This window comes from Streptomyces sp. NPDC127098 (genome assembly GCF_042722465.1).
GTDB lineage: Bacteria > Actinomycetota > Actinomycetes > Streptomycetales > Streptomycetaceae > Streptomyces > Streptomyces millisiae.
The window spans coordinates 20,838-32,424 of sequence record NZ_JBHXFJ010000027.1; the positions used below are offsets into that span (position 1 = coordinate 20,838).

Below are 11,587 nucleotides of genomic sequence, written 5' to 3' on the forward strand. Positions count from 1 at the left end.
TCATGAACACCCCGCAGCCGACCGCAGGAACCCCCACCACCGCGGGTCCCGCCGGGATAGCGGCGGCCGACCGGCGGGCCGAGACCCGCGACCGGCTCGCCACGGCGACCTGGGACCTGCTGGTCGTCGGCGGCGGCATCCTGGGCACCTCGGTGGCCTGGCACGCCGCCCAGTCCGGGCTGCGGGTGGCGATGGTGGACGCCGGCGACTTCGCCGGCGCCACCTCGTCCGCCTCCTCCAAGCTGGTGCACGGCGGCCTGCGCTACCTGCAGACCGGCGCCGTCCGGCTGGTGGCCGAGAACCACCACGAGCGCCGGGTGCTCGCCCGGGACGTCGCCCCGCACCTGGTCAACCCGCTCACCTTCCACCTGCCCGTCTACAAGGGCGGGCCGCACGGCGCCGCCAAGCTGGGCGCCGGCGTCTTCGCCTACTCCGCGCTCTCCGCCTTCGGCGACGGCGTCGGCCGCGTCATCTCCCCCGCCAGGGCCGCGGCCCTCAACCCCGCCCTGCGCACCGAGAACCTGCGCGCCGTCGCGGTCTACGGCGACCACCAGATGAACGACTCCCGGATGGCCGTGATGACGGTCCGGGCGGCCGTCCAGTCCGGGGCGGCCGTCCTCAACCACGCCGAGGTCGTCGGGCTGCGCTTCACCCACGGCCGGGTCACCGGGGCCGAGCTTCGCGACCGGCTCAGCGGCGACGAGTTCGGCGTCGACGCCCGCCTGGTCCTCAACGCGACCGGGCCCTGGGTCGACCACCTGCGGCGTCTCGAGGACCCGGGCGCGGCCCCCAGCATCCGGCTCTCCAAAGGCGCCCACCTGGTGCTGCGGCGCACCAGCCCGTGGCGGACCGCGCTGGCCACCCCGGTCGACAAGTACCGCATCACCTTCGCGCTGCCGTGGGAGGACCAGCTGCTGCTGGGCACCACGGACGAGCCGTACGAGGGCGACCCGGCCGAGGTGCGGGCCACCGAGGCCGACATCCGGCAGATCCTGGACGAGGCCGCGTTCTCCGTCCGCGACGAGCAGCTCGACCGCTCGCTGCTCACCTACGCGTTCGCCGGCCTCCGGGTGCTCCCCGGCGGTCCGGGCGGGGTGGAGGCGGCCCGGCGCGAGACGGTGGTCACCGAGGGCCGCGGCGGCATGCTGTCGGTGGCCGGCGGCAAGTGGACCACCTACCGGCACATCGGCCGGATGGTGCTCCGCAAGCTCGCCGCCCAGCACACGGTGCCGCTCGCCGAGGACATGGAGCCCGTCTCCGACCTGGTGCGCCGGGTGCCGCTGCCCGGTGTCGCCAACCCGAACGCGGTCGCGCACCGGCTGCTCGTGGACCGCGAACCCGGCGCCCGGATGGATCCGCTGACGGCCCGCCAACTCGCGACCCACTACGGCTCGCTGGCCTTCGAGATCGCCCGCCTGGTGCGCGCGGACCCGGCGCTCGGCGAGCGCGTCCACCCGGACGGGCCCGAGATCTGGGCCCAGGTCGTCTACGCCCGCGACCACGAGTGGGCCGAGACCGTGGAGGACGTGGTCCGTCGCCGCACCACCCTGACCATCCGCGGCCTCGACACCCCCGAGGTACGCGCCAGGGTGGCCGACCTGCTCGGCCTGCCCGCCGCCTGACGGAGCCGCGCAACCCCACGACCCCGCTGACCCGCGCACATGCGTACGAGGACTCCGGTCTGGGCACGGTCACGCCGTAGGCTGGGGCCGCACGCAACACATACGGCAGCCGGGCCGGGCCTTCCTCCCGCCCGGCCGGGAGGAGGCGCTGGGTGATCGAGCTCGAAGGAGTTCCCGAGCTGGTCGACCCGGTCATGGTGGCCGCGTTCGAGGGCTGGAACGATGCGGGTGACGCCGCCTCCGCAGCGGTCGCTCATCTGGAGCGGGAGTGGAAGGGGGAGGTGTTCGCGGCTCTCGACGCCGAGGACTACTACGACTTCCAGGTCAATCGGCCGCACATCTGGCTCGACGGCGGGGTGCGCCGCGTCACCTGGCCGACCACCCGTCTCTCGGTGGTCAGGATCGGCTCGGAGAACGGCCCGGTGAAGCGTCGTGACCTGGTGTTGGTGCGCGGCATCGAGCCCAGCATGCGCTGGCGTTCGTTCTGCAACGAGATCCTGGGCTTCGCGCACGAACTCGGCGTGGAGATGGTCGTGGTGCTCGGCGCGCTGCTCGGCGACACCCCGCACACCCGGCCGGTGCCGGTCACCAGCGTGACCTCGGACGAGGACCTGGCGGTTCGCCTCGACCTGGAGGAGTCCCGCTACGAGGGCCCCACCGGCATCGTCGGCATCCTGCAGGAGGCGTGCACCCACGCCGGCGTGCCCGCGGTGACGCTCTGGGCCGCCGTTCCGCACTATGTGGCGCAGCCGCCCAACCCGAAGGCGTCGTTGGCGCTGCTGCACTCGCTCGAGGACCTGCTGGGGGTTGGGATCCCGCTGGGCGACCTGCCGGAGGACGCCAGGGCCTGGCAGATCGGCGTCGACCAGCTGGCCGCCGAGGACAGCGAGGTCGCCGAGTACGTCAAGTCGCTGGAGGAGGCCAGGGACACGGCGGAGCTGCCGGAGGCCTCCGGCGAGGCGATCGCCAAGGAGTTCGAGCGCTATCTCCGGCGCCGGGACGGCCAGGCCCCGCCCGGGGACCCCGGCTCGTACCTGCGCGATCCCGGCAGCGGCCGGACCAGGCCACGGCGCCGGCCGTCCGAGGGCGAGCAGGGCCCGCAGGAGCCGGGGCCCCAGGACAACGAGGACTGATCCCCCGCCGCACGACCGAGCCCCGTCCGGGACCGAACACGGTCCCGGACGGGGCTCGGGCCGTCAGAGGGCCACGCCGAGCAACGCGTCGACCGCCCGCGTCACCACACCGGGGCCGCCGGCCTCGGCGCCCGCGCCCCGCTCCTGCGCCTCGGCCCAGCGGTCGACCGCGGCGAGCGCCGTCGGCGCGTCCAGGTCGTCCGCCAGGGCCGCGCGCAGCTCCTCGACCAGTCCTTCGGCCGGCGGCCCGTCCGGCCGGGAGACCGCGGCCCGCCAGCGGGCCAGGCGCGCCACGGCCGCGTCGAGCACCGCGTCCGTCCACTCCCAGTCGGCCCGGTAGTGGTGGGCCAGCAGGGCGAGGCGGATGGCGGCGGGGTCGACGCCGGCCCGGCGCAGCTGGGAGACGAGCACCAGGTTGCCCCGGGACTTCGACATCTTCTCGCCCTGGTAGCCGACCATCCCGGCGTGCGCGTAGGCGGCGGCGAAGGGGTGCTCGCCGGTGAGCACCTGGGCGTGCGAGGCGCCCATCTCGTGGTGCGGGAAGGCGAGGTCCGAGCCGCCGCCCTGGATGTCGAAGCCCATGCCGAGGTGTTCGAGCGCGATGGCCACGCACTCGATGTGCCAGCCGGGTCGCCCGGGGCCGAGCGAGCCGCCGTCCCAGGAGGGCTCCCCTGGGCGGGCCGCGCGCCACAGCAGCGGGTCGAGCGGGTTCTTCTTGCCAGCACGCTCCGGGTCGCCGCCGCGCTCGGCGGACAGGGCGCGCATGGTGTCCTGGGTGAGGTGGGCCACCCCGCCGAAGCGCGGGTCGGTGTCGACGGAGAAGTAGACGTCGCCCTCCACGTCGTAGGCGGCGCCCTTGGCGCGCAGCCGCTCGACCAGCGGCACGATGGCCGGTATGGACTCCACGGCCCCCACGTAGTGGCGCGGCGGCAGCATCCGCAGGGCTGTCATGTCCTCGCGGAACAGGGTGGTCTCGCGCTCCGCGAGCGCGGTCCAGTCCTCGCCGGTGGCGGCGGCGCGCTCCAGCAGCGGGTCGTCGACGTCGGTCACGTTCTGGACGTAGTGCACCTGGCGCTTGGTGTCGAGCCACACCCGCTGGACGAGGTCGAAGGCGGTGTAGGTGGCGGCGTGGCCCATGTGGGTGGCGTCGTAGGGGGTGATGCCGCAGACGTAGAGCCGGGCGACGGGGCCGGGAGTCAGCGTCACCCGGGCGCCGGCGGCCGTGTCGTGAATCGTGAGATCACGCCCCTGACCGGGCAGAACGGGGACTTTGGAAGCAGGCCAGGCATACATGCCCCGAGCCTAACCGCCTGCCCCGGCGCGGCACGACAGGGCGGTGGCCGGTCGGGGCCTGCCCGGGCCGTCGGCGTCGGCCCGGGCAGGTCAGATCAGATCAGATCAGATCAGACCAGCGGCCAGGGGATGGCGGGCCACTCGCCGCCGGGCAGCGGATGTCGCCCGGAGCTCAGCAGCGCGGCCGTCCTGTCGCGCAGCGCCCGGCACTCGGCCTCGGTGAGCAACGTCAGCAGCCGGGCGAACAGCGGCCGGTCGTCCGCGAGTTCGGCCTGGAGGCCGCGCAGCGCCGTCAGCACGGCCGTGGGCAGCGGCTCGCCGGCCCACCCCCAGAGCAGGGTGCGCAGCTTGTCCTCGGTGTGGAAGGTGACGCCGTGGTCGATGCCGTAGAGCCGGCCGTCGGGGAGCGGCAGCAGGTGGCCGCCCTTGCGGTCGCCGTTGTTGATCACGGCGTCCAGGGCGGCTATCCGGCGCAGCCGGTCGTCGTCCGCGTGGACCAGCAGGGCAGTACGACCCTCCCCCACCTCGGCGCGGCCGACCGCCTTCCAGCCCGGCTCGGGCCGGTCCGCCTCGACCAGGGCCAGCAGCGACGGCGACCCCTCGCCGTCCTCGTCCCCCTCCTGCTCGTCCTCGTCGGAGACGGCCTCGGAGACGGCCTCGGGATCGACATCGTCCGCCTCGTCGGGCGCGGGGCCGACCCACAGCTGGCACATCCCGGTGCCGAGCGGCCCCTCGCGCAGCACCGTGGGCGGCACCGCGTCCCAGCCGAGGGCGCGACAGACCTCGTAGGCGGCGACCTCGCGCTGGGCGAGGGTGCCGTCCGGGAAGTCCCACAGCGGGCGCTCGCCGGCGACCGGCTTGTAGACGCAGGGCACCCGCCGGCCGGCCAGCTCGGCGGTGGCGTAGAGCACCGCGTTGGAAGCGTCGGGGATGCGCCCGTGGATCGTCAGCTCGCCGTGTTCGAGCGCCTCGTCGACGGTCACGCCCGGGTGCGGCGGTATCCGTTCTGGCGCGGACATACGTGTCCCTCCGGGTCGAGCGGCAGACTGCACAGCGGGCACGGGGGGCGGCCGGCGTTGACGACCTCCAGGGCGCGCTTGGCGAAGGCGCGGGCCATGGTGCCGCTGAGCCTGACCCGCAGCATCGGTGGACCGTTCTCGTCGTCGCGCAGCAACCGCTCCTCGGCCTCGGCGAACTCCTCCTCGGAGTCGGCGTCGAGCTCGACCAGCGCCTGGGCCTCGACGATCATGCGCTCGCTCTCGCTGTCCCAGGCGAGCGCCATGGTGCCGACGCGGAACTCCTCCTCCACCGGGCTCTCCAGCGGGGCCGTGTCGGCGAGTTCTGACGGGGCGACGGCCGGCACCGACGTGTTGCCGCCCGAGCGCCGCACGACCTCGTCGAGCAGCTCGTCGATGCGCTCGGCCAAGGCCTCGACCTGGGCCTTCTCCAGGGCGACGCTGGTGGTACGGCCGGCCGCCGAGGCCTGCAGGAAGAAGGTACGGCGGCCAGGCAGCCCGACGGTCCCGGCGACGAAGCGGTCGGGAGGGTCGTAGAGGAACACCTGACGGGACACGCACTGCTCCGGGGGTCGACGTGGTTACGACACTGGCACCCTACTGCGCTCGGCGATCAAGCTGCCCGGCGCACGCCTCACACGCCCTACGCGCCACCGCCCACCGGGGACCTGGTGGCCTCGGCGGCGTCCCGCGCGGCGGCCTCCGTGTCGGGGACGAACTCGGCCAGGTCGCCCGTGTCCCCGAAGCGCAGCAACAGGGGCTGCTCGCCGTACCTCAGGGCGCTGACGGACGCGGGATGCGGTACAAGCCGCTGGAAGAGGTCGAGGTGGAGGCCGAGAGCGTCGGCCACGATCGCCTTGATGTTGTCGCCGTGGGTGCACATCAGCCAGACGGCGTCGGGACCGTGCTCGGCGGCGATCCTGGCGTCCCACTCGCGGGCCGCGGCCACCACCCTGGCCGACACGGCGCGCAGCGACTCGCCGCCGGGGAAGACGGCGGCGGACGGCTGCCGCCGGACGGTGGCCATCAGCGGTTCCTCGGCGAGCTCGGCCAGCCTGCGGTTGGTCCACTCGCCGTAGTCGCACTCGACGACCCGCTCCTCGGCGAACGCCGGAAGGCCCGGGCGGTCGGCCAGGAGCGGGGCCACGGTCTCGGCACAGCGCTGGAGCGGGCTGTGCACGACGGCGGCCAGCGGGACGCCGGCGAGCCTGGCCGGGAGCGCGGCGGCCTGGGCCGAGCCGTAGTCGTCCAGGCCGACACCGGGCGCTCGGCCGGCGAGCAGGCCGGCCGAGTTGGCGGTGGTGCGGCCGTGGCGCAGGAGCAGCAGGGTGGGCATGGTCTCAGGGTAGGTCAGTGGTCGGACAGCGGTACGCCGCGCCGACGCCTACCGGTCAGCCGAGACCGGCCCGTTCCAGGGCCTCGGCGGCGGCCCGCAGCCCGGCGAGGCGCTGGTCCAGGGTGGCGCCGCCGGGGAAGATGGAGAGGGTGGTGACGCCGGCCTCGGCGTAGCGCGTCATCCGGTCGGCGAGCCGGTCGACCTGGCCGAGCAGCGCCGTGTCGTCGATGAGTTGCCGCGGCACGGCGGCCTCGGCGGCGGCGCGGTCGCCTGACAGGTAGTGCTTCTGGACCTCGGCGGCCTCCTTCTCGTAGCCCATGCGCTGGGCGAGCCTGTTGTAGAAGTTCTGCCGGCGGCTGCCCATGCCGCCCACGTAGAGGGCGGTGTACGACCGGAACTGGTCGGCGAGCGCCTCCAGGTCGTCGCCCACGGCCAGCGGCACGGAGGGCACGACGTCGAAGCCGTCGAGCGTCCGGCCGGCCCGCTCGCGCCCGGCCCGCAGGTGGCTGATGGTGGTCTGCTCGGCGTGCGCGGGCGAGAAGAAGAGCACCAACGCGCCGTCGGCGATCTCGCCGGTCTGGTCGAGGTTCTTCGGGCCGACGGCCGCGACGTAGATCGGGATCCGCTCCCGGGCCGGGTGCACGGTGAGCTTGAGGGGCTTGCCGGGACCGTCGGGCAGCGGCAGCGTCCAGTGGTCACCCTGGTGTTCCAGGCGCTCCCGGGCCAGCACCTTGCGCACGATCTCGACGTACTCGCGGGTCCTGGCCAGCGGGTGGTCGAACCTGACCCCGTACCAGCCCTCCGAGACCTGGGGTCCCGAGACGCCGAGGCCCAGCCGGAAGCGGCCGCCGGAGAGCGTGTCGAGGGTGGCGGCGGTCATGGCGGTCATGGCCGGCGCGCGGCCCGGGATCTGGAAGATGGCGGAGCCCACGTCGATGCGCTCCGTGTGTGCGGCCACCCAGCTCAGCACCGTGGCGGCGTCCGAGCCGTAGGCCTCGGCGGCCCAGCAGACCGCGTAGCCGAGCCGGTCGGCCTCGCGGACGACGGACAGGTTGTCGGCGTCCATCCCGGCTCCCCAGTAGCCGAGGTTCAATCCCAACCTCATCCCCACTCCTCACACTCCGTACCGGCGAGTAACTACCCGTCCCGCCGACTGTAACGGGGGCCACAAGTACGCTCAACACCCATGGATCACCGGCACCTGGGCCGCACCGGCCTGCGCGTCTCCCGGCTCGGACTCGGCACCCTCACGTGGACGAGGGACATCGGCGAGCAGGACGCCTCCGACCTGCTGAAGACCTTCTGGGAGGCGGGCGGCACCCTGGTGGACACCGCCGACGTCTACGCGGACGGCGGCGCCGAGTACCTCCTCGGCCGGCTCGTCGGCTCCCTGGTGCCGCGCGAGGACCTGGTCATCGCCACCAAGGCGGGCAGCGTGCCCGACCCCTACCGCAGGTTCGACGGCTCCCGCGGGCACCTGCTGGCCGCGCTCGACGCCTCGCTGGAGCGGCTCGGCACCGACCACGTCGACCTCTGGCAACTGCACGCCTACGACCCGGTCACGCCGCTCGAGGAGACCCTGCAGGCGCTGGACATCGCGGTGACCAGCGGCCGGGCGCGCTATGTGGGGGTCTCCGACTTCTGCGGCTGGCAGCTCGCCAAGGCGGCCACCTGGCAACTGGGTGCGCCGGGGGCGCGCGTGAGGCTGGCGAGCACCCAGATGGAGTACTCGCTGCTGCAGCGCGGGGTGGAGCGCGAGGTGCTTCCCGCGGCGCTCGATCTCGGGCTCGCGCTGCTGCCGTCCTCGCCCCTGGGCCGCGGGGTCCTCACCGGCAAGTACCGGCAGGGGGCGGTGCCAGCGGACTCACGGGGCGCGTCCGACCAGCTCGCGCCCTTCGTCGCGCCCTATCTGGACGAGGCGGCCGGTCGGATCGTGGACGCGGTCTCGATAGCCGCCGACGGTCTTGCCGTCACCCCGCTGCAGGTGGCGCTCGCCTGGGTGCGGGACCGGCCAGGCGTGGGCGCGCCGATCGTCGGCGCGCGCACCGCGCGACAGCTCAGCGAGGCGTTGTCAGTGGAGGACCTTAGCCTTCCTCAGGAGATCCGCCAGGCGTTGGACGACGTCTCGGCGCCTGAGCACCGCTACCCCGACCACGACTGGAGCTCGCTGTGACCGCACCGAACGACCCCCAGGAGCCGCGCCCGGCGGACGCGGCGCCCCCCGCGGCGGACTCCGTCGCAGCGCGGCTGCGGGAGGCCGTGCGGGCGGTGGAGAGCGGCGAGCGCCCGGCCGACTCGTTCTTCACCCGGCCCCAGCCCTCGCCGCGGCCGCGCCCCGCGCCGGGTCCCGCACCCGTGCGGGGCGCCGCCGCGGAGCACGATCCGGCTCCCGTGCCGGTGCCGGCCGGGCTGCCCGCGCTGCTCGCGGCCGGCGGCGCCCCCGAGGCGCTCGCCGGGCGGGTCGCGGCGGCACTCGGCGAGGGCGCGGAGCGGGAGTTGGGGGACGACCCGTGGCGGCTGCTCGCGGTCGAGGGCGTGCGCCCCGAGCAGGCGGACGGCTTCGCCAGGGCGCTGCTCGGCGCCGACCTCGCCCCCGGGGACGAGCGGCGGACGCGTGCCCTGACCGGCTGGCTGCTGGAGCGGGCGGCCCTGGCCGGCCACACCGCGCTGCCGATGGCCGTGGTCGCCGAGCGGCTCGCCGGGCACGGCGTGCCGGACCCGGAGGCCGCGGTCAGGGACGCGGTCGAGGCCGGCGCCGTGCTGGTCTTCCAGGACCACGAGGACGTCCCGGCGACCGGTGCCGGCGAGGGCGAGGGCGAGGGCGAGGAGGCGCCGGTCCGGGTGCTGCTCGGCCTCGACCGCTGCGCTCTGGCCGAGGAGAGCCTGGCCGACGGCCTCGCCCGGCTGCGCGGCACCTTCGCGGGGCCGGGCGAGGCCGACTGGGCGGCGGCCGCCGCGGCCGCGCCGTCCGCCTCGGCCGGCGAGCTGATCCGGGCGGTGGCCGGCGCGGCGCTGGTCGCCCACACCGGTGGTGAGGCCGCGCGGGCCGAGCCGGCCGCGCTGGTCGCGGCCTCCCTCGGGTTGGGGCTGCGGGCCTGCGCCGCCTCGCACACCCCGGACGGGCGGGGGCGGCTCGCCGCGCTGCTGCCCGAGGGCGCCGGGGCCGCGGTCACGGTGGGCGGGCTGCTCTCCGGGGCCGAGGGGCCCGAGCGGGACGCGGAGGGCCTGCTCCCGCTCGACCTGCTGGTGGTGCTCGACGCCGGCCAGCTGACCGCCGAGTCGGCGGCCTCGCTGGTGGAGTCGCTGCCGGACGGCGCCCGTCTGGTGCTCAGCGGCGACCCGGCGCTGCTCGGCCCGGCCGGCCCGGGCCGGGTGCTCGGCGACGTGCTGGCGGCCGGCGGCTGCCCGCATGTCAGGTCCAGGACGCCCGATCCCGGCCCGGTGGGCGAGTTGGTCTCGGGCATCGGGGTCGGCGAGCTCCTCCAGGTGGCGGCGCCGGCCAACGAGGTGGTGATCGTGCCGGTGCGTGATCCGGGCGAGGCCGTGCACCGCACCGTCCAGTTGGTGACCGACTCCATCCCCCGTGCCTTCGGTCTGGCCGCCGGTGAGGTGCAGGTGATCACCCCGGGACACGGGGGCGCCGCCGGCACCAGGGCGCTGAACGCCGCGCTGAAGGAGCGCCTCAACCCCGGCCCGGGCCGGTTCGACGGATTCGATCCAGGTGACCTGGTGGCGCACTCGCCGGCGCCCGGGCGGCTGCGGCTGGCCACCGTCGTCGAGGCGGACGCCACCGGTCTTTGGCTGGAGGGGGCGGACGGCAGGTTCCTGGTGCCCAGGCAGCACCTGGCCGACACGCTCAGGCACGGCTGGGCGGTCACGGCACACCAGGCGGCCGGCACCCGCTGGCCGGCGGTCGTGGTGGTGCTCCCGGGGGACGCGGCGGGGGCCGTCGACCGGGCCTGGGTGTACACCGCCTTCAGCCGCGGCACCGCCCACCTGTCGGTCGTGCAGGGCCTCGGCCCCGCGCTGGCTGGCGCGGTGGCCGCACCCGCATCCGCCCCGCCGACGACGCGCCTGCGCGCGCTGCTGCGCGAGCAGGCGGCCCAGGTCCCGGCCGGCTAGTAGCTCGCGTCAGCCCACGTTGTCCGGGTCGTCCTCTTCGAACGCTTCGCTGATATCGAAGCGGCAGACCACCCGCTCCGGGTCCACGGCGTCGAAGGGGGCGGCCAGCCACTCCCCCGGCTCCGCCGGCTCGTCACTCACGGTGACCCAGACCGTGGCGTCCCCCTCTTCGAGGCCGAACTCCTTGTGCCGGGAGGCCAGCTCGTCCGGGTCGAACTCCCCGAAGAGCACACCGAGCGCCGGCTGGAGTCCGCGCGCGGGACCGTCCTCCACGTCGGTGTCGGCGAGTGCGAGGTCGCCGGCCTCCGGGTCGAGGTCGGCGATCCGCTTGGCCTGGGCCAGCAGCCGCTTGGGCTCCACCACCGTGTAGTCCCTGCGGATGAAGACGCTCAGGGCCTCCGGCTCCTCGGGGCCGGCGTAGGGGACCCCGCCCTCCGTCTCCGGCACCTCGAACGGGGTGACCTCGTCATAGACGTCGTACAGCAGCTCGTCATACACCTCGCCCGCGGCGGCGAGCTCGTTGAACGCGGCGAACACCGCGGCGTCCGCCTCGGCCGCCCCGGGCGCCGCGGCGCGGCGTTCGACGGCGGCGAGATGCCGGTCGACCGCCGCCTTGAGGGCGTCGGCGGCGGCGCGGACTTGGGCAGCGGTGGGCTGCACAGCATCAGACATGGTGCAGACGGTATCGGCAACCGGGGCTTGCCCGCACAATAGATTCGATGCCGGAATACGAGTTTCGCGATGTGTATGTTCCGCGGGGGGTCTCCCGTGCCGCCGCCACGCGCCTGCTGACCGAACACGCCGAGTACGGTCACTGGGAGCTGGCCCAACTCCGCCTGTACCCCGACGGCAGCCGCCAGGTGCGGCTGCGCCGGCGGATCATCCGCCAACTCCGCGCCACCTGGTAAGTCGTCTCTTCCGCCCCGTACCCACAAACGGGGAGTGGGGGGCCGGGCCCGCCCCGGGCCCCCCCCCCCGGGGGGGCCCGGCCCCGCGGGGCGCCCCCCCCCCCCCGCGGGCCCCCCCCGCCCCCCCCGGGGGGGCCCCAACCCCCCCCCCCCCCCC

General features: G+C 75.1%; 11 protein-coding genes. 5 read left to right on the forward strand and 6 right to left on the reverse strand.

Going from position 1 to position 11,587, the window contains the following annotated elements; all coding sequences use genetic code 11:
- Window positions 1-2: 2 nt before the first annotated feature.
- Window positions 3-1,622 carry an FAD-dependent oxidoreductase gene (locus tag ACFWI8_RS18600; protein WP_387092442.1) on the forward strand — a complete coding sequence of 540 codons (1,620 nt, stop codon included), beginning with the start codon at window positions 3-5 and terminating at the stop codon, window positions 1,620-1,622.
- A 152-nt stretch (window positions 1,623-1,774) separates the two neighbouring features.
- On the forward strand, window positions 1,775-2,755 hold the full coding sequence (locus ACFWI8_RS18605; protein ID WP_387092445.1) for a PAC2 family protein: 981 nt from the start codon (window positions 1,775-1,777) through the stop codon (window positions 2,753-2,755).
- Window positions 2,756-2,818: 63 nt separating this feature from the next.
- Here ACFWI8_RS18605 and mshC read toward each other — a convergent pair whose 3' ends face one another.
- From mshC to ACFWI8_RS18630, 5 genes are all read right to left on the reverse strand, one after another.
- Window positions 2,819-4,048, reverse strand: coding sequence for a cysteine--1-D-myo-inosityl 2-amino-2-deoxy-alpha-D-glucopyranoside ligase (gene mshC, locus ACFWI8_RS18610; protein WP_387092447.1), 1,230 nt, complete (start codon window positions 4,046-4,048; stop codon window positions 2,819-2,821).
- A 110-nt stretch (window positions 4,049-4,158) separates the two neighbouring features.
- Window positions 4,159-5,067, reverse strand: coding sequence for an SCO1664 family protein (locus ACFWI8_RS18615; RefSeq protein ID WP_387092450.1), 909 nt, complete (start codon window positions 5,065-5,067; stop codon window positions 4,159-4,161).
- The gene (locus tag ACFWI8_RS18620; RefSeq protein WP_132930941.1) at window positions 5,028-5,621 is read right to left on the reverse strand and encodes a DUF3090 domain-containing protein; all 594 of its coding nucleotides are present in this window, start codon (window positions 5,619-5,621) and stop codon (window positions 5,028-5,030) included. Before ACFWI8_RS18620 ends, ACFWI8_RS18615 begins: the two co-directional genes overlap by 40 nt.
- Window positions 5,622-5,707: 86 nt before the next feature.
- A complete protein-coding gene (locus ACFWI8_RS18625; protein ID WP_387092454.1) occupies window positions 5,708-6,400 on the reverse strand; it encodes an MSMEG_4193 family putative phosphomutase in 693 nt (230 codons plus the stop codon).
- A gap of 55 nt (window positions 6,401-6,455) precedes the next feature.
- Entirely contained in the window at window positions 6,456-7,505 is a 1,050-nt protein-coding gene (locus tag ACFWI8_RS18630) for an LLM class F420-dependent oxidoreductase (RefSeq protein ID WP_387092456.1), read from the reverse strand.
- Window positions 7,506-7,586: 81 nt separating this feature from the next.
- Here ACFWI8_RS18630 and ACFWI8_RS18635 point away from each other — a divergent pair, with 81 nt between their 5' ends.
- Both ACFWI8_RS18635 and ACFWI8_RS18640 read left to right on the forward strand, forming a co-directional pair.
- Complete coding sequence (locus ACFWI8_RS18635; protein ID WP_387092459.1) at window positions 7,587-8,573, forward strand: aldo/keto reductase; 987 nt, start codon at window positions 7,587-7,589, stop codon at window positions 8,571-8,573.
- Window positions 8,570-10,522: a helix-hairpin-helix domain-containing protein gene (locus tag ACFWI8_RS18640; protein WP_387092461.1), complete on the forward strand. Its 1,953-nt coding sequence runs from the start codon at window positions 8,570-8,572 to the stop codon at window positions 10,520-10,522. The genes ACFWI8_RS18635 and ACFWI8_RS18640 overlap by 4 nt, the downstream gene beginning before the upstream one ends.
- Window positions 10,523-10,531: 9 nt before the next feature.
- On the opposite strand, the gene ACFWI8_RS18645 is transcribed toward ACFWI8_RS18640, so the two are convergent.
- Window positions 10,532-11,194: a hypothetical protein gene (locus tag ACFWI8_RS18645; RefSeq protein WP_387092463.1), complete on the reverse strand. Its 663-nt coding sequence runs from the start codon at window positions 11,192-11,194 to the stop codon at window positions 10,532-10,534.
- Between the two features lie 47 nt (window positions 11,195-11,241).
- Between ACFWI8_RS18645 and ACFWI8_RS18650 the strand changes: the two genes are divergently transcribed.
- Window positions 11,242-11,430 carry a DUF5703 family protein gene (locus tag ACFWI8_RS18650; protein WP_132816844.1) on the forward strand — a complete coding sequence of 63 codons (189 nt, stop codon included), beginning with the start codon at window positions 11,242-11,244 and terminating at the stop codon, window positions 11,428-11,430.
- The last annotated feature ends 157 nt before the right edge of the window (window positions 11,431-11,587 follow it).

Bases quoted from the DNA above. Each gene is read 5' to 3' on its own strand.
- ACFWI8_RS18600 (WP_387092442.1), top strand. From the start codon at position 3: ATGAACACCCCGCAGCCGACCGCAGGAACCCCCACCACCGCGGGTCCC.
- mshC (WP_387092447.1), bottom strand. From the start codon at position 4,048: ATGTATGCCTGGCCTGCTTCCAAAGTCCCCGTTCTGCCCGGTCAGGGG.
- ACFWI8_RS18615 (WP_387092450.1), bottom strand. From the start codon at position 5,067: ATGTCCGCGCCAGAACGGATACCGCCGCACCCGGGCGTGACCGTCGAC.
- ACFWI8_RS18625 (WP_387092454.1), bottom strand. From the start codon at position 6,400: ATGCCCACCCTGCTGCTCCTGCGCCACGGCCGCACCACCGCCAACTCG.
- ACFWI8_RS18630 (WP_387092456.1), bottom strand. From the start codon at position 7,505: ATGAGGTTGGGATTGAACCTCGGCTACTGGGGAGCCGGGATGGACGCC.
- ACFWI8_RS18635 (WP_387092459.1), top strand. From the start codon at position 7,587: ATGGATCACCGGCACCTGGGCCGCACCGGCCTGCGCGTCTCCCGGCTC.
- ACFWI8_RS18645 (WP_387092463.1), bottom strand. From the start codon at position 11,194: ATGTCTGATGCTGTGCAGCCCACCGCTGCCCAAGTCCGCGCCGCCGCC.
- ACFWI8_RS18650 (WP_132816844.1), top strand. From the start codon at position 11,242: ATGCCGGAATACGAGTTTCGCGATGTGTATGTTCCGCGGGGGGTCTCC.